Here is an 18,639-nt window from a genome sequence, read left to right as displayed (position 1 = left end):
TTTTTAAAAAAAAGGTATGAAAACATTCTATGCATTTATGGTGGCGACCCTTTGTTTTATAGGTTGCAAAAAGGACGATAACCCGTCAGATATGCTCCAAGTCGGCGGACCCCCACTCAGCTTTGATCTTTTAGAAGTTCCTCTCAATGCAACCGAAGTCGATCTTACTCCCACCCTGAGTTGGGAATCTGCCAAAAATCCTAATGGAGCAAATGTCATCTATGATCTTTATTTGGGAACCGAGCTAAACCCGACGATCCTATTTGAAAGCGGTATTGAAGACACCTCCTTTGAAATTATAGAAAGGTTACAGCTATTAACCGATTATTATTGGAGGGTTGTGGCTAGGGATAATGAAGGGAAAACTTCGCAAAGCCCAATAAGCAAATTTACAACTCGTTATTATAAGTTTCAAGACCAACCCTTAACCTCATCGACGGCTTTCTCTGAAAGGTTTGGTCACACCACCGTCGTTTTTAATAATAAAATCTGGCTTCTTGGGGGTAGAGAGGCCGATAACGTAGTAAAAAACGATGTATGGAACAGTAACGATGGCGTCAACTGGACGGAGGTTATGACAGATTCACCATTTACAAAGAGATGGGGGCATTCTACGGTAATTTATGACGACAAAATCTGGGCTATTGCGGGTTTAAGGGCATTCGCTTTTTCTCAGGATTCCAAAAATGAAGTTTGGTACAGCAACGATGGTGCCAGTTGGTCCAAGGCTACCTCGGCCGCCCCTTTTTCAGCACGCACCAATCACGCTTCGGTAGTATTTGATGGTAAAATTTGGGTCCTTGGAGGAGCGGGGCTTGGTTTTCCAGATGATGTTTCTTGGCACAGTAGTGACGGAATAAACTGGACGGAAGTTTTATCGGAGGCACCTTTCTTAAAGCGATTCGGGCATTCTGCCACCGTGTTTGACAATAAGATTTGGGTAATCGGTGGCAAGGACTCTAACACAAGAAAAAATGACGTATGGTACAGCAGTGATGGTTTAAATTGGACAGAGGTTACCCCGGCCGCTCCATTTTCGGGAAGGTATAACCATACTACAACTGTGTTTGATAATAAGCTTTGGGTCATTGGAGGCCGAGAATATGCAAATACGGATTTAAAAAACGACGTGTGGTATAGTAGTGATGGTTTAAATTGGATAGAGGCAACATCCTCCACACCATTTTCAAAAAGATGGGGCCATTCGTCGACCGTATTTGACCACAATTTTTTGGTTATTGGAGGTGTTGACCAGTACGCCCCTAATAATGATGTCTGGGCCCTCGAGTAGTATTTAATTCAATAGTTATGAAAAATATACAACTACTTCTGGTAATATGTTTATTGGGCCTTTCCATGGGCTGCAAAAAAAACGATGACAATGCACCCATGGAAATCGCCCTTCAAAACGAACCGCCGCTGAGTTTTGACTTGATCAACGTGCCCGACGGTGCAGAAGATGTTGATGTAACTCCGACCCTGAGTTGGGAATCTGCTAAAAACCCAAAAGGAGGCGAGGTAACCTATGATCTTTATTTGGGATCGGAAGTAAATCCGACCACCTTATTTCAAGGCGACATTAATGATACATCCTTTGAAATTACAGACAGGTTGTACTTGTTGTCGGACTATTATTGGAAAATTGTTGCCAAAGATGCCGATGGAAAAACTTCACAAAGTTCAGTACATAAGTTTAGCACTCGCAACTTGAATTTTTCGGAGGAAGCAATTACCTATGCCGCAAATTTTACCGCAAGGTTTAGGCATTCAACGGTTGTCTTTAAAAATAAGATATGGGTAATCGGCGGCTTTGGCGATGAAGGGTATTTAAATGACGTTTGGCACAGTGATGATGGTCTAAACTGGACGGAAGCCACCTCTTCTGCCGGTTTTTCAAGTCGCTTCGGACATACATCCGTAGTATTCAATGATAAAATATGGGTTATTGGAGGTTATGACGGAGCACAACAAAATGATGTGTGGTCTAGTGATGATGGTGCCAATTGGATGGAAGTTACCTCTTCCGCCCAATTTTCCGAAAGAAATGGGCACAGTTCGGTTGTCTTTGATAATAAAATTTGGGTCATCGGCGGCAATGAGGATAGCGATATCTGGTATAGTTCCGACGGGACAAATTGGATAGTGGCAGTGGCCGAAAATCCATTCCTCAAAAGAACAAATCATGCTTCCATGGTGTTTGATAAAAAAATATGGCTAGTCGGAGGGAGCTATTTTGAAAAATTGAAGAACGATATTTGGTATAGCTCGGACGGAATTAACTGGATGAAGGCGGCATCCAATAGTAATTTTTCATCTCGAGAAAATCATGCACTTATACCTTTTAGAGGTAAACTTTGGGTAATTGGCGGGCGTGTTAGCTATGGGGTAGATGGTTTACAAAACGATATTTGGTACAGTAGCGATGGGTTACACTGGAACCAATCTGACGATAATGCCCCATTTTCAAAAAGAATGTCCCACTCATCTGTGATTTATAATGATCGTCTTTGGAATGTAGGCGGTGTCGATTCTGAAGATTTCAAGAACGATATCTGGGCAATGGATTAATCGCCAACGGTAAATTGAAAAGCTATGAAAAAATACACTTTTATAATCACAGTTTTTTTGTTGGGTCTTTCCATGGGCTGCAAAAAAGATGATGATAAGGCTCCCATGGAAATCGCCCTTCAAAACGAACCGCCACTGAGTTTTGACTTGATCAACGTGCCCGACGGTGCAGAAGATGTTGATGTGACTCCGACCCTAAGCTGGGAATCCGCTAAAAACCCAAAAGGAGGCGAGGTAACCTATGATCTTTATTTGGGATCTGAGGTAAACCCGACTACCCTTTTTGAAAGTGGCATTGATGGTACCTCGATCAAATTTGTTAACAAACTTCACTTATTGACAGATTATTATTGGAAGGTGGTTGCGAAAGATTCGGATGGCAAAACTTCGCAAAGTGCCGTTCATAAATTTACAACACGTAACCTCAATTTTCCTGAAGAACCAGTAGGCGATGCCGACAGTTTTCCATTGTTGTCAAGACATACTTCGTTAGTTTATAAAGATAAATTATGGATAATTGGTTCTTCTGGAAGTAACGACGATAATCAAGTTTGGTCCAGTGAAAATGGCAAGGATTGGACACTCAGTACCCAAAACACAATGTTTTCACCCAGAACCGGGTTTACCTTTACGGTTTTCGACAACAAATTATGGGTTATCGGTGGGTATGAGGAGGAGGATGTCGATGATGATCCGATGGGTAAGACTGATAGGCAACTCAAGAATTATTCTAAAAGTAGTCCTGATTATAAAAATGATGTTTGGTATAGTACCGATGGTAGTAATTGGGTCGCAGCGACCCTCTCAGCAGAATTTCCAAAAGAATATTCCACAGCACTGTGGTTTTTGACAACAAAATTTGGGTTATAGGTGGCTATGGGCAAGTAGGGAACATGAACGACATTTGGTATAGTGAGAATGGTGCCAACTGGAGCCAAGCAACCGGGGAAGCACCTTTTTCAGCAAGAAACTTACATATGGCACTAGTTTTTAATGACAAGATGTGGGTCATCGGCGGCCAAACTTCCCAAACAGGTGAAAATGATGTTTGGTACTCCAATGATGGCATGAACTGGATACAAGCCACCTCCGCTGCTTCTTTTTCAAAAAGAGTGCAAAATACGGTCACTATGTTTGACAATAAACTATGGGTCATTGGTGGCTATAGCTCACATGGCGACTCTTCAATCTTAGAGGTGAATGATGATATTTGGTACAGTAAAGACGGCGTTTTATGGAAAGAATCAAACACTTCTGTCTCATTTTTAAAAGATATCGACATAATTCCCTGGTTTTTGATGAAAGACTTTGGGTTATAGGAGGCACAACTCTTGAGGGACCAAAACAAGATGTCTGGGCAATGGACTAAATCGAATTAAATTAGAAAATCATGAAAAACAATATTGAAATTATCGGCTTACTAGTATGTATGATCTGTTCGTGTTCAAAGTCTGATGATGTGCCCATTGGTCCCCCGGAAATAAGTTATGATCAAACACAATACAAAACTTCGTTCTATAAAGCAGGCAGCAGTGTTGCGCCCACCGTTGACTGGAAGGGGGATAAAGGGCGGTTCGGGCTCCTTAACAGTCGCAAGGGTGTTTCTATAAATACTGAAACTGGTATCATTAACTGGGATAAAACGCTACCCCTAGGATCGGCAAGAGCAAATCAACTAGATGTTTTGGCATACAATAACGCCGGAGAAGATACGGTACTCGAAATGGGTATTGAAAACAAATTTGAAGGTCTATTCAAAGGCAGCTACGAACCTGGTGGTTTCATTGTTCTTGGTTCTAAATTTTTTGCGGAATTCAATTTCATGTCCAATAAATTGGAAGGTGTCCTAATTGCGGAAGATGATAACGGTGTCGTTGTTGATACAAGCCCCATAGAGGGTTCTTGGCAAAGGGAAGGAAACATAATTACTGCGGAATACACCTTTGTAGGTGCGCCTGAAGTGAACCCTCGATTTATAAAGGCGACCATTAACTATTCCAAAACAGAAGCGTACCTCGAAGGGCGGTTTGGAACAAACCTCGAAGACAATGGATTTTTTTATTCTGAATTTAAGTTTCATCTGAATACACCCGAATAACATAGGGTTTTGATTAAATCTTCAAGTCTATTCGCAAAAAAGCGCCTGAAAACCTTGGTCCTTTTTGTTTAAACACCACCAAATCATCGCTATTAAAACTTACGAGACCAATGAACTACCATTTAGAATCTAAATAATTAGGCAAGCAAATCTTTTATATTTAGCTGGGTGTTGATATAATCATGTTACACTTCTTGCATAGTACGTTACATATGTGGCATTCTGGGGTATAGTTCCTTCCTAGCTTTGCCTATCTGAAGACCATATTAATTCGCTCTAATGTATTGGAACAGGCTTTTAGTCATACGATATTTCTGCTTTTGCTTTTTGATTGCAGTCGTTGTTCACGCCCAGAAGCAAGACCAACGCTATTTTCAAAAGATAGAGAAAGGGTTGGTCAATAACTGGATTTCTAGTATTACACAAGATTCGTTAGGCTTTATTTGGATAGGCACCCAAGACGGACTTCACCGCTATGACGGTTACCGTTTCGAAGTACTGCGAAATTCCCTGAGGACACCCAATCATTGGCGGCCAATTGGATTCAGAATATTGTCATCGATTCAAATGGCGACTATTGGGTGGCTACCACTGGCGGAGGAATTACCAAGTTTTCCCCAAAAGATTTTGATTTCATCAATTTTTCCAAACCCTCCAAAAATAGATATGCCGGTAAATATGTATCCAAACTTGCCAGACTCGGCACAGAGCATATTGCCAGTCTTTCCGACGAAGGGCTTTCGATTTTTAATATAGCCACGAACACCCATGAGACCCTTAATATCTCCAACTTAAACAAAACAATGACTTCTAGCGGGAGTTTGCTTTGGACAATACGTGAAGAAAACCAGTTAGTACTTTACAATCAGGAAACAAAAACTCTGAAGCATAAATATACTTTTGGTTCACCAGTTCAATTATTGAAGTACATCCCAAATATAGGTCTATTAGTTAGTCTGTCCGATAAGTTGATCTTGTTCAAAGGGAATGGTATCCAAAAAGAAATCATCACCCCAGAGAAACTGATAGCATTTACTTCGGGCAGCAATGGAAATTATGTTTTGGCATCGACCTCCGGCCTATTTAGATTTAATCCCCTAACCTTTAAACTAGACAGGATAATCAGTGACATTGATAACGCCAATTTAGAGATTGAAACCATTTTTTTAGATCGACAGGGTACGTTATGGGTGGGCACAAATAAAGGACTTTATAAAGAAAAAGTAGCAGAAAGGCATTTCTTTCCAAAGCAATACCCCTAAACGCCAGACGCTTGCTAAAGCATAAAGGAACACTATATATTGCTGGAGGAGGCGGATTATATAGCATTACCAAAAATCGATACAAACATTTGATCAAGGGGGTCTTCGTCACCGGTCTTGTGAAGAATGGGGATACCGTTCTTGCAGCTGCGCAAAACGGGAAGGTCTATAAGTTCTACAACGAAGAGTTATACAAAACCATTTCCCTACCTATAACGCCCCGTAAAAAGACACTTTGTTACGGGCTGGCTATCGATGGCAAACAACGAACATGGGTGGGTTCTTGGAAGGGGATTTATGTTCTTGATAAAAGTGATGAATTACTGGCTTTTGTTTCTCTCAAAAATCTATCTGAAAAAGACGATGCCAAGATTATAGATCTTCACATTGATTCGAAAGATAGATTGTGGACTACCACTTCCGCCCACGGGATTTATAAGATAGATAATTTCTTGGAATCGGACCCCGGCGGTATACAGCATAAAATGATCAGCTATAAAAGGGAAGCCGGCAACCCCAAATCCCTTACGTCAAATATCATAATGAATTATGAAGAGGATAATAAGAACCAAATGTGGTTCGGTTCGGATATTGGTATCGTCAGCTATAATGAAAGTTCCGACGACTTTGATCGCCTGCGGTATCAAGGGAAGTTATTCGATAAAAAAATTATGACCCTTAAAAAGGATGGAGCGGACAATCTCTGGATTACCACCATCAACGATGGCATCTATGTTTATAATCTCGAGGAAAAGACTTTTCGACATTTTACAAAAACAGATGGCTTGATTTCAAATGCCTTTCTTTTTGGATCCGGATACTATGATCATACCGAAAAAATGATGTATTTCGGAACCGACGAGGGGGTTCAACAGATCGATCTTTCAAAACCTTTTGAAGAAAAACAAATCGCTCCGCCTGTAGTCACCCATTTCAAAGTAAACTCGACTGATGGAAAATCGACAATACCCGCTTACAGCGCCCCACATCTAAAAACCATATCCTTGGCCCCGGATCAGAATGATTTCTCCATCAGCTTTTCTGCGCTGGACTTTACCAATCCTGAAAAATTGCAGTATGCTTATGCGCTTGACGATGGGCCCTTCAAAATTGCCGATTTGCAGACGGCCTATTTCACAAACGTTCCCTTTGGAAACCATCGTCTGAAAGTCCAAACGTTATATGATGGTATAATTCAAGAACAGGGCGTCTCTTGCCTGAGCATCTATATAAACCCCCTTGGTACCTCAGCCATTTGGCCAAGTTCATCTATATGCTACTTATAGGTGGCATTATTTTGGGAATCTATTTCTATTTCAAATGGCGCTGGTCGATGAAACTCAATTTAAGGTTGAAAGAGGAAGAAACCCAACGCCTAAAAAAACTCAACGATTTCAAATCGAATCTCTACACCGATATCGCCCATGAATTCAAAACCCCGTTGACTTTGATTGCAGGGCCTATCGAACAAAAGCTTTCCGAGGGAAATCTTTCGGAATTCGACCAAGCCAATTTTTCCATGGTCAAGCGAAATGCAAACCGGATGACCTCATTGGTCGATCAATTGTTGGAATTGGCGAAATTGGAAAATGGAAAGTTGAACCTGAAAATTGCAAAGGGAAATCTTTCCCTTTTCTTGCATACCATCGCGCAATCCTTCGAGTTCCAATCACTGCAAAAAAATATCGCCTATTCCGTAGAAATAGAACCTCTTGATGAGGTTTGGTACGATGCAGACGTGATCGAAAAAATAACGACAAACCTACTTTCCAATGCATTTAAGTATGCCCCGAAAAACGGAATCTGTGAGTTTCTGGTTAAAAAACTTTACGGAAATGTGTTGATAAGCATCTCTAATACGGTATTACCGGGTTCAAAAATAGAATTAGAAAAAATGTTTGCGAGATTTTACCAGCAAGATACTTTTTCAGAGGGCGCGGGGGTCGGCCTTGCCTTGGTCAAGGAATTGGTCAATGCCTATCATGGTTCAATTGATACAACTTTAGACGCAGATGGTTTAATACGCTTCACCGTAAATCTCCCAATAGAAAGAACTGCATTTGCAGGGTACGAAATTGTCGAACCCACGCCAAAACCAGAACCTGTTCAAAATAGTCCTGGGATTTCGAAAACCAAAAATGGTTCGTCAAAGGACAAAAAAGAGGATTTACCCATCATGCTTATCGTCGAGGATCACGACGAAATTCGCACTTTTGTCAAATTGGCTCTGCAAAAAAAGTATCGCATCCTTGAGGCTGAAAATGGAAAAATCGGTATGGAAATCGCCTTTTCCGAGGTTCCAGATATCATCTTGTCAGACATTCGTATGCCCGTTAAAAATGGCATCGAACTGTGCAATACACTTAAAACCGATGAACGTACCTGTCATATTCCGATTCTACTTTTGACGGCCAGCATGGGTGAGCAAGACGAACTTAAAGGCCTAGTTTCGGGTGCGGATGATTATATTAAAAAACCCTTCAAAATTGCTGTTCTTGAACAACGTATTGCGAACCAGATAGCAATAAGAAAAGCATTACGAAATCGCTACAGCCAGGAATTTATCATTAAACCAAAAGACATCGCCGTTACGCCAAACGATGAACTCTTTTTGAACAAGATCCAACAAATTCTTGACAAGCATCTTTCGAATCCCGATTTCGGTTCGGAAACTTTCAGCAAACTGGCCAACATGAGCCGTATGCAACTGCACAGAAAATTGATGGCCTATACCGGTTTATCCACTACTGCCTTTATCCGGTCGCAACGTTTAAAGCAGGCTTTGAACCTTCTTAAAACGGCCGATCTCACTATAAATGAAATAGCCTACACCGTAGGTTTCGGTACACCTACCTATTTTATGAAATGTTTTAAGAAAACCTTCAAAAAAACACCTTCAGAATATCTTCAATCTGTTAATAATCAGTAGATTAAATTCTAGGTTACATACGGTCAGCACTTTGTTACATATCACCATTCCTTTCTTTTTGTTCTCATATACATTTGGGTTAGTGATTCATTTTAAACTCAATGGTTATGAAAAATTTAATGAAGATTTCACAGTGGTTGTGTTGCGTTCTCTTTGTTACAAGCCTTGTCTTGAGTTGCACAAAAGAAAATGCAACTCTAGATGGATCGATACAAGGTGAGTTTTTGAAATTCGAAACGGCATCGGAAAAAAATAATAAGAACAACGTGCTTTATTCAGCTTGGCTCCCCTCTCAACTACCGAATAGTAGTCAAAGTAGTTCAGAGTTCTTTCAATTACCTCTTATACAGAATAAGTTTTTGAATTTAGACGAAGACCTAGTCATGGTCTACGGTAGAAGAAATAACATTTTTACACTACCAATTACGATGCCGCAAGATGCTGAAAGTTACATGGTAGAGCTATTACCAGGGGTCAAGGGTACCACAGTTCGCCTAAGAGTTACCTCACTAGACCTCGGCCCTTTGCAAGACATCTTTTTTAGACCATCGGCCAAAGCCCAGTTCAGGGTTGTTATCGTACCCGGCGAAAAACTACTGAGCTTCAAATCAGCTAATTCACCAGACTTTGAAAAAATGACCTATGCGGAAGTGGCCCACTATTTTAATCTAAACAGCTAGACTGAACTTATGCAATCGAAAGAGAGTCAGACGCATAGTGGGCTGCCGTCCTTTCAAATAATAACTATTAAACCTTTTAATCATGAAAACAAAAATGAAATTTACGTCAAGAATTTTTAGGCTACTCTTTATCGCTGCCCTTGCATTGGGTTGCTCAAAAGATGGCAATGATGGAGCTGTCGGCCCACAAGGGGCACAGGGTATTCAAGGAGAGCCTGGCCCGCAAGGTGCCCAAGGTGAACAAGGCGAGCAGGGTGAAACGGGTACGGCCAATGTCATTTATTCAAACTGGTTCAATACCGAATTTGGCAGTAATATCACCGAAGCCTCTGCATCATTCGACATCCCTGTAACCGAAATCGATAATGAAATCTTGAATTTCGGTACCCTATTGGTTTATGGTTCAAGAATAAATAATAACTCAGAGCTACTGGTCTATGAACTGCCCATTGTATTTGGGGTTGCAAGACAACAATCATACTATTATCAAGCTTCCAATGGCAATCTTCGAATTACGGTGGCGGCCAATGAAGAAGGAGAGAATGTTCTAGACGGTGATTTTCTAGAGCAGTACCGCTATGTGATTATTCCCGGTGGGGTTCAATCGAGTGGAAAATCATCTTCTATAAATTATGGGAAAATGACCTATGAAGAAATCGTGGCGCATTTTAATATCCCTAGATAACCAGATACCTCCAATTATTTTGCCTGCATTATTGGCAACGATTTAAAAAACATTATGAAAACAAAATCCAAATTCATACGAAGATTTTTCACGATCCTATTTGCGGCAAGCCTGTTGCTGGCCTGCTCCAAAGACGGCGATCAGGGACCCATTGGGCCGCAGGGTGAAAAGGGTGAACAAGGCCTGCCAGGCCCTGACGGGCCACAGGGAGAAACCGGTGCCCAAGGTGCCACAGGGTCGCAAGGAGAAGCGGGACAAGATGGTCAAGACGGTGCCCAAGGCGAACCCGGTACGGCCAATGTGTATTTTTCTGATTGGATACCTTCTGAGTTTCCAGCATCGAGTACGGAATCTAGTCTACAATTTCAATTTTCACTAACACAAGAAGCCAGAGATATTATTGAAGATGGAGCTATTCTGGTTTATGCTAGGCGCAATACTGTTTTCAGTATACCTTGGACAATGCGAAATGAGCCGACGTACCCAAGCCAAACTTATGCCTATGAGGTTGTCGCCTCTGCCTTTTTAAGAATATGGGTTACGGCTTTAGATTCCGACTCATTGTCGAATATTTTCTTTAAATCTACTTTCCAGGCTGAATTTCGATATGTGGTTATCGCCAATTCTTCAGGGAGTGATTCGTCGGGCAAGAAAACTGATTTTACCAAAATGACCTACGAAGAAATCACTGCGCATTTTAATATCCCAGAGTAAAACCTAGAATGCAGACACACGTTTCCCCATAACATTTTTAAAAAATTCGAATATGAGAATCATAAAAAAAATACTGGTTTTGGCTTTAGCGTTGATTGCTTTCTCTTGTGAAAAACCACAAATGGAGTCCACAGATTTCGGAGCAACCGATTTCAAATCCATCCCAAAAACAAAAAAGAAATCATTAAAAGCAAAATTGGTCACGAAAGGGGCCTCTTTCGAAAAAAGGACCCATCATACCGCAACAAGTTTTAAGGGCAAAATATGGGTCATTGGCGGCAGGGCATTGATACACAATGCGGGCGCGCAGGTAAAAAATGACATTTGGCAAAGCAAGGACGGAAACAAATGGATAGAAGTGAAGGCCACAGGTCACTTTGCACCACGAATGGAACATAGTACTACGGTGTTCAACAACAAGCTATGGGTCATTGGCGGACGTGCCGAGGGCGATGATGGGTTTTTTAATCCCTATAACGATATCTGGCAGAGCAGCGATGGCAAAAATTGGAAAAAAGTGATGGGCAAGGCCCCCTTTCCTGCGCGTCATAGCCATACAACCTTGGTCTACGACAATGCCCTATGGGTCATAGGAGGAATTGGCAACGACGGTTGGTCCAAAACCGATGTTTGGCACAGTAAAAATGGGATTGATTGGGTGGAAGTTACCCCCAGCACTCCAGCTTTGTATGTAACCCTCGAAACAGCATTCGTGTACAATGGGTATATGTGGGTCGTTTCGGGCTTCACTTCAGCGACAAACAACGAAGTCTGGTACAGCAAAAATGGTATTAATTGGACGCTAGCTACCGAAAATCCGGCTTTTGGGAAAGTTCAAGGTCACACTTCTTTGGTCTATGACGATAAGATGTGGGTACTAGGTGGTTACGACTCAAGCTTAAATGCCCACAACAAAGTTTGGTGCAGCAAAAATGGCAAGAATTGGAACGCCGTAAGCCATAATGGCAAGTTTAAAAGAAGGTCACATGCCTCGGTTGTTTATGATAAAGCCATGTGGATCATTGCCGGTATTGGCGAACTAACCGAAAACGATGTTTGGAGATTGGAGTAACTAAAAACGCTATGAAAAATTATTTGATATTATTTGGAATCGTTGCGACTACCTTTTTCGTGGCTTGCAACAAAAACGACGATTCCGTATCACCGGAAATCGAGTTGCAAAATGAACCGCCCCTGGCCTTTGACCTGATTGGGGTTACCGATGGTGCAGCAGATGTTGATGTGCTTCCTGCTTTTAGCTGGGAGGCCTCTATTGACCCTAATGGAGATGCCGTAAACTATACCTTTTCTTTAGGGGAAACAATCAATTCCATTAAACCCTATGCTACCGATATCGCCGCTACCCAATTCGCCATAACCGAGCGGTTAAACCTCAAATCAGACTACTATTGGAAGGTTACGGCCGAGGATAATAAAAGTGGGATTACCGAGAGTGCCATAAATCAATTTACCACCCGAGGACTTAATTTACCCGAAGACCCGATCTTATGGCATGCACCGTTTTCAAAACGGAGCGGCCATACCTCGGTCGTCTTCCAAAACAAAATTTGGGTAATCGGAGGTTACGACGGTGAGAGCTATAAAAATGACATCTGGTACAGCGAAGATGGGGAGACTTGGACGGCCAGCACCACGAATGCCGGATTCGCTCCAAGGTCGGGTCATACCTCTGTCGTTTTTGATGACAAACTCTGGGTTATAGCAGGGCGGCTTGGGGCAAATCGTTACAACGATGTATGGTACACTTCGGACGGAAGTACCTGGATCGAGGCCACCGAATCAGCAGATTTTCCTTCTACAACAGCTCACACCAGTTTGGTTTTTGATAATAAAATCTGGGTAATCGGCGGCGGACTAGAGGGAGAAAATCTTACGGTCTCAAACTATGCATGGTATAGCACCGACGGTGTCGAATGGACCAAAGCTCCAGAACTACCGTTTAAAAGATACGCTCATACATCTGTCGTTTTTGACAATAAAATGTGGGTCATAGCAGGAAACGACGAAGTAACTTCTGGCGGAACAACTGCCCGAGGTGACGTTTGGCACTCAGAAGATGGCATGACCTGGACAAAGACTTCTAGTTCCAATTCATATAGGCTAAGATCTTTGCATGCAAGTACCGTTTTTGATAACAAAATATACAATGTTGGTGGATTTTTCCATGGTTGCCAAAATGACATTTATTGCACTTCTGCCGAGATCAACTGGCAACGGGTAGAAGGAGAAAAAGCCTTTCATGGTCGGGCTGGTCATTCGATAGTGGTCTTTGATAATAAATTATGGATTATCGGCGGAGATACGAGAATCAATAATTCGCACCAATACTTGAACGATGTCTGGGCCTTGGACTAGTAAACTCTTAAAACATGGTTATGAAATCAAAATATATACTACTTATAATTACAGTGGTCACTGTACTGAACTGCAACAAAAATGATGACACTACGACAACCGAATTGCCCGAACTACAGAACGAGCCGCCCCTAAGTTTCAACCTAATCGATGTCGCGGATATGGCGACCGATGTAGACGTATTGCCCACATTAAGCTGGGAGTCCGCAAAAAACCCCAAGGGCGGTGAGGTCACCTATGATCTCTATTTAGGCAAAGAAACCGATCCCACCACATTATATAAAAGTGATATTTCAGGCACGTCCTACGAAATATCGAAAAGGCTCAATCTACTGGCAAACTACTATTGGAAAGTAAGAGCGACCGATGCCGAAGGCCGGAGCTCGCAAAGTCAGGTTCATAAATTCACCACGAGGGACCTCATCATTGCCGAAGTGCCTGTGGTCGCCAATGCAAGTTTCCCTGCAAGGCTTGGCCAAACTACCGTGGCCCATGAAGATAAGCTTTGGGTCATCGGTGGTTACGATAGCAGTTTATCGAATGATATCTGGCAAAGCACCGATGGTCTACATTGGGAACAAGTGGCGGTCGATGGACACTTTTCGAAAAGAATGAACCATGTCTCCGTGGTTTTTAAGGACAAAATATGGGTTATTGGTGGACAAACGGGTTTTGAGACAATAACAAAGAATTCAGCACATCTGGCCAACGATGTCTGGTATAGTGAAAATGGCAGTGATTGGGTTCAGGCAACCTCTGCCGCCCAATTTTCGGCCCGAACACGCCATACGGTCACGGTTTTCAACGATACCCTATGGCTTATAGGAGGAATAACCGAAAGCGGACGCAAAAACGACATTTGGTTCAGCACCGACGGTATAAATTGGACCGAGTCCACCGACAATGCTCCTTTTACGAATAGAACAGGACATTCAGCTACCGTTTTCGATGATAAGTTATGGGTCATCGGCGGAAATGATCATACCGAAGAAGGTGCCGATTGGTATAGCGAGGATGGCATGACATGGACGAAAAGCAATTCGTCCGAACATTTCTTTTCATCAAGATGGTCACATACCGCGGTAGTTTTTGATGATACCCTTTGGGTCATCGGAGGTCTGATGCCATTCGGGCATATTCCCCCGACCATGTACAGTAAAGACGGTGAGCATTGGGTACAGTTCGAAGAAGATATTCCTTTTTTACCACGTCGAGGCCATACGGCAGTCGCGTTCAAAAACAAACTCTGGGTAATTGCAGGGCTTGATATGAAAGAGGTACCAAGTGTGCAAACGAATGATATTTGGGTCTTGGAATGATCCTATTCAAAACATTGAATGATGAAAACAAAATATCTTTTTCTGACAATATTTGCTTGCCTATCTTTTTTTGGCTGCAACAAAAACGACGATGGCCCAGCGGTCAAATTGCCCGAACTTCAGAACGAACCGCCCCTAAGTTTCAACCTGATCGATGTCGCCGATAATTCGACCAATGTTGGGGTATTGCCGACACTGAGCTGGGAATCTGCAAAAAACCCCGAAGGCAGCGACGTGACCTATGACCTGTATTTGGGAAATGAGGTAAATCCCAAAACAATTTACCAAAACGATATTGCGGAAACTTCTTTCCAAATTGAAGAGCGACTAAGCCTGATTACGAAGTATTACTGGAAGGTCGTGGCCACCGACACTAAGGGCACTTCTTCGCAAAGCAACATTCAAGAGTTTACCACACGAAATCTTACAATACCCGATGCTCCTTTTGTGGCCAATGCCAATTTTGGTTCAAGATCAAACCATACCACAACTTTTTTTGATAACAAACTCTGGATAATCGGAGGGTTCTATGTAGAGGAGACAAGAGATGATGCTTGGTTTGGGCTAAACGGCATTGATTGGACGAAGTCTGCCGAAAACGAACCCTTTTGTGATAGAAGTGGGCATAGTGCTGTAGTTTTCCAAGATGAAATGTACATTATCGGTGGGTTTGTCGATGAAAATCCTCTGATATTGGACGATGTTTGGCAAAGTAACAACGGCGTCGATTGGGAAGACGTTACCCCCAATGAAGAGTTTCCTGAAAGGGGCAATCATTCTTCCGTGGTTTTTGATAATAAGATTTGGATTATCGGGGGATCAAGTTTCAAAGGCTTTAAATATGATGATATCTGGTCTAGTACGAATGGTAGAACTTGGACAGAAGTAGCGATAGTCTCGCCTTCCTTTTCAGGAAGAACTGGTCACGCCTCCGCGGTTTTTAATAATAAAATATGGATTGTCGGCGGCCAGGATGATGACGGGCTATTGAATGATGTATGGTCATCTTCAGATGGCAAGAATTGGGAATTGGCCAACCTCAATGCTGCTTTTTCGAAAAGAAGAAGCCATACCCTGACTATTCATGATGGCAAAATGTGGTTGATTGGTGGTAGTGGTGGCGACGGGTTAAAGAATGATGTCTGGTACAGTAGTGATGGTGTTGAATGGACAGAACTTCCCGTGCCTGAAAATTTCCCCACAAGAACACGGCATACGGCAATTTCATATGACAATAAATTATTGATAATCGGCGGGTACTTGAGCGTAGACGACCTTGAACCCAGTGATGATATATGGGCCCTCGAATAAAAAACACCAAAATGAAAACTAAATATAAATACCTTTTCCTTACTGCAATAATTCTAATTGGTTGCAAAAATGATGATCCAGTTTCGCACGAATTGGAACTACGGAATGAACCACCCCTAAGTTTCAACCTGATCGATGTTGCCGATAATTCGACCAATGTAGATGTATTGCCTACCTTAAGTTGGGAATCGGCCAAAAATCCTAAAGGCGGTGAGGTAACTTATGACCTCTATTTGGGAAAGGAGATAAATCCCACGACACTTTATCAAAGTGATATCCCCCAAACTTCTTTTGAGATTATGGAGCGGCTGAACCTTATAACCGAGTATTACTGGAAAGTGGTGGCCAAAGATTCGGCCGGGCAAACTTCGCAAAGTGGTATCAATAAATTTTCGACCCGAAACCTTAATTTTCCCGAAACACCCGTTACCGCAAATGCCGCTTTTCCCAAAAGAACCGGGTTTGCATCCGCTGCTTATGATGAAAAGATGTGGGTAATTGGTGGATTAGTCAATAATGAACTGAAAAACGATGTTTGGTTCAGTGAAAATGGTATTAATTGGTTGGAAATAACAACTCCCCTCCCTTTTTCCCCTAGACGTGAGCACTCCTTGGTCGTTTTTGAAGGTAAGCTCTGGCTCATAGGTGGTCGGGCAACAATTGAAGATGGGGCTCATTTAAATGATGTGTGGTCCACTACGAATGGCATTTCGTGGACTCAAGAAACAGCGAGTGCAGCATTTCCCACGCGGTCAGGACATAGTACCGTAGTTCATGATGAAAAAATATGGCTATTGGGTGGGTCTGGGCCTACTTCAATAGATGATGTTTGGTACAGCGAAGATGGTATCAACTGGATAGAAGCCCTAAACAAGACACCCTTTGGTATACGACTTCATCATACATCAATGGTCTTTGATGATAAATTGTGGGTCATAGGAGGAGCTGCCCTAAGTATTGAGCAAGTTGTATTTCATAAAGACATTTGGTACAGCGCCGATGGGGCAAACTGGACATTGGCTACTGATGATCCCTCATTTCCTGCCCGAAATTTTGAGACCGGCTTTGTTTTCGATGACAAAATGTGGCTGGCCGGAGGATTGTCAAATGGAGAAGGTTTTTTAAACGATGTTTGGTTCAGTAGCAATGGCACCGACTGGTTTGAGGCAATAAGCAAAGCTCCATTTTCAGAAAGAGTTGATCATGTGTCCATAATATTCAAGAAAGTCCCTTGGATAATCGGGGGTGTCGGGCCAGACGATATGGCCACCAACGATATCTGGATTTTGGAATAAGATTTAAAAAAATGATATGAAAAATATAATATCTTTTATTGGATTTTGTGTGTTGGTCTTTTCTTCGGGCTGCAACAAAAACGACGATTCCGTTCCGCCCGAAGTCGAGTTACAAAACGAACCTCCCCTAAGTTTCAACCTTATCGATATGGCCGATAAAGCCACCAATGTTGACATCTTGCCCACATTAAACTGGGAATCCGCAAAAAACGCCAAGGGCGGCGATGTTACCTATGACCTGTACCTGGGCAAGGAAACAAATCCCACGACCTTATTTAAAACTGATATCCCAGGAACTTCCTACGAAATAATGGAACGACTCAACCTATCGACCGACTACTACTGGAAAGTCGTGGCAACCGATACCGATGGGCGGAGTTCGCAAAGCCCCGTCCACAAATTTACAATCCGCGATATCAGAATCTCCGATGAGCCTCTGGCCATAGCTCCCTACGGGGGAAGGGCCAACCATACCTCCTTGTCCTTTGAAGATAAGCTATGGGTATTCGGTGGTTCATACTTTGGAGATGGGTATGACGATGTTTGGCAAAGTACGGATGGCATCAATTGGTCGGAAGCTGGCGAAAACGCTTTGATACGACCCAAATACGGGCATACCTCCGAAGTCTACGATAACAAAATGTGGATGTTGGGCGGGCGCGCCGAAAATGAAGACTTAAATATTATCTATAGCCACGATGTTTGGTCGAGTACCGACGGGGCCGCCTGGGCGAACCATACTTCGTATACCGATTTCTTTCCGGCTCGTACCGGGCACAGCTCAGTAATCCACAAAGGCAAAATATACATCATTGGTGGATATGACGGCACAAACGCTCAAAGCGATATTTGGCAGTACGATGGTAACTGGTCAGAGGTAGAAATGAACGGCCTCACATTTAGCCCCAGGTTATCCCATGGCTCAGTTGTTTTTGATGATAAGATATGGGTCATCGGAGGTTTCGATTATGCACAAAACATAAAAAATAAAAACGATGTGTGGTTTAGCGAAGACGGCAATAACTGGACCCAGGCCTTGGCGCAGGCACCCTTTTCCCCGAGAAGGGGTCATTCAACAGTAGTGTATGACGATAAGCTATGGGTCATTGGGGGTATCGACGATAGTGGATATTCAAATGAGATTTGGTATACCACAGATGGTGTCGATTGGAAGACCGTCGATGTAACGGATTCATTACCGCCGAGATCCGGCCATTCAGCCCTAGTTCATGACAACAAACTCTGGATCATTGGCGGTGTGCAGGCGGGGGAAGATTTAGAATGGTATGCAAACGATGTCTGGGTATTTGAATGATTTTAATCTTATTAATACTCTGTATATCAAAGGTGCCACACTAATTAGATAGCATCAAAAGGACGTAAAAACAAACAGGTGCCAAAA

17 protein-coding genes and 1 pseudogene are annotated in these 18,639 nt (G+C 42.5%); all 18 read left to right on the top strand.

Annotated features, from left to right (window positions below):
* The first annotated feature begins 16 nt into the window (after positions 1-16).
* On the top strand, positions 17-1,291 hold the full coding sequence (locus N8A86_RS09195) for a Kelch repeat-containing protein (RefSeq protein WP_273568785.1): 1,275 nt from the start codon (positions 17-19) through the stop codon (positions 1,289-1,291).
* 17 nt (positions 1,292-1,308) lie between these two features.
* Complete coding sequence (locus tag N8A86_RS09190; RefSeq protein ID WP_273568784.1) at positions 1,309-2,568, top strand: Kelch repeat-containing protein; 1,260 nt, start codon at positions 1,309-1,311, stop codon at positions 2,566-2,568.
* Positions 2,569-2,592: 24 nt separating this feature from the next.
* A complete protein-coding gene (locus tag N8A86_RS09185) occupies positions 2,593-3,438 on the top strand; it encodes a hypothetical protein (protein ID WP_273568783.1) in 846 nt (281 codons plus the stop codon).
* Positions 3,408-3,887: a Kelch repeat-containing protein gene (locus N8A86_RS09180; protein ID WP_430682187.1), complete on the top strand. Its 480-nt coding sequence runs from the start codon at positions 3,408-3,410 to the stop codon at positions 3,885-3,887. Before N8A86_RS09185 ends, N8A86_RS09180 begins: the two co-directional genes overlap by 31 nt.
* A gap of 71 nt (positions 3,888-3,958) precedes the next feature.
* Positions 3,959-4,666 carry a hypothetical protein gene (locus tag N8A86_RS09175; protein WP_273568781.1) on the top strand — a complete coding sequence of 236 codons (708 nt, stop codon included), beginning with the start codon at positions 3,959-3,961 and terminating at the stop codon, positions 4,664-4,666.
* Between the two features lie 279 nt (positions 4,667-4,945).
* Positions 4,946-5,119: pseudogene (locus N8A86_RS22000) on the top strand (two-component regulator propeller domain-containing protein); the annotation flags it as partial.
* A 74-nt stretch (positions 5,120-5,193) separates the two neighbouring features.
* Positions 5,194-5,928, top strand: a complete 735-nt coding sequence (locus tag N8A86_RS09170; protein ID WP_273568780.1) for a two-component regulator propeller domain-containing protein — start codon at positions 5,194-5,196, stop codon at positions 5,926-5,928.
* 11 nt (positions 5,929-5,939) lie between these two features.
* Complete coding sequence (locus N8A86_RS09165) at positions 5,940-7,214, top strand: hypothetical protein (protein ID WP_273568779.1); 1,275 nt, start codon at positions 5,940-5,942, stop codon at positions 7,212-7,214.
* Positions 7,202-8,857, top strand: coding sequence for an ATP-binding response regulator (locus N8A86_RS09160; protein ID WP_273568778.1), 1,656 nt, complete (start codon positions 7,202-7,204; stop codon positions 8,855-8,857). Before N8A86_RS09165 ends, N8A86_RS09160 begins: the two co-directional genes overlap by 13 nt.
* A 107-nt stretch (positions 8,858-8,964) precedes the next feature.
* Positions 8,965-9,537, top strand: coding sequence for a hypothetical protein (locus tag N8A86_RS09155; RefSeq protein WP_273568777.1), 573 nt, complete (start codon positions 8,965-8,967; stop codon positions 9,535-9,537).
* Positions 9,538-9,619: 82 nt separating this feature from the next.
* Positions 9,620-10,222 carry a collagen-like triple helix repeat-containing protein gene (locus N8A86_RS09150; protein WP_273568776.1) on the top strand — a complete coding sequence of 201 codons (603 nt, stop codon included), beginning with the start codon at positions 9,620-9,622 and terminating at the stop codon, positions 10,220-10,222.
* Positions 10,223-10,276: 54 nt separating this feature from the next.
* The gene (locus N8A86_RS09145; protein ID WP_273568775.1) at positions 10,277-10,936 is read left to right on the top strand and encodes a collagen-like triple helix repeat-containing protein; all 660 of its coding nucleotides are present in this window, start codon (positions 10,277-10,279) and stop codon (positions 10,934-10,936) included.
* A gap of 52 nt (positions 10,937-10,988) precedes the next feature.
* Positions 10,989-12,008 carry a Kelch repeat-containing protein gene (locus tag N8A86_RS09140; protein WP_273568774.1) on the top strand — a complete coding sequence of 340 codons (1,020 nt, stop codon included), beginning with the start codon at positions 10,989-10,991 and terminating at the stop codon, positions 12,006-12,008.
* Between the two features lie 11 nt (positions 12,009-12,019).
* Positions 12,020-13,312 (top strand): Kelch repeat-containing protein, encoded by a 1,293-nt coding sequence (locus N8A86_RS09135; RefSeq protein ID WP_273568773.1) that lies wholly within the window; start codon positions 12,020-12,022, stop codon positions 13,310-13,312.
* 20 nt (positions 13,313-13,332) lie between these two features.
* Positions 13,333-14,631 carry a Kelch repeat-containing protein gene (locus N8A86_RS09130; protein ID WP_273568772.1) on the top strand — a complete coding sequence of 433 codons (1,299 nt, stop codon included), beginning with the start codon at positions 13,333-13,335 and terminating at the stop codon, positions 14,629-14,631.
* 18 nt (positions 14,632-14,649) lie between these two features.
* Positions 14,650-15,942, top strand: a complete 1,293-nt coding sequence (locus N8A86_RS09125; RefSeq protein ID WP_273568771.1) for a Kelch repeat-containing protein — start codon at positions 14,650-14,652, stop codon at positions 15,940-15,942.
* Between the two features lie 11 nt (positions 15,943-15,953).
* On the top strand, positions 15,954-17,237 hold the full coding sequence (locus N8A86_RS09120) for a Kelch repeat-containing protein (RefSeq protein WP_273568770.1): 1,284 nt from the start codon (positions 15,954-15,956) through the stop codon (positions 17,235-17,237).
* Positions 17,238-17,253: 16 nt separating this feature from the next.
* On the top strand, positions 17,254-18,552 hold the full coding sequence (locus N8A86_RS09115) for a Kelch repeat-containing protein (RefSeq protein ID WP_273568769.1): 1,299 nt from the start codon (positions 17,254-17,256) through the stop codon (positions 18,550-18,552).
* Positions 18,553-18,639: the final 87 nt, after the last annotated feature.

This window comes from Maribacter halichondriae, from assembly GCF_027474825.1.
Taxonomy (GTDB): domain Bacteria; phylum Bacteroidota; class Bacteroidia; order Flavobacteriales; family Flavobacteriaceae; genus Meishania; species Meishania halichondriae.
This window is presented reverse-complemented; position numbering and strand designations above follow the sequence as displayed.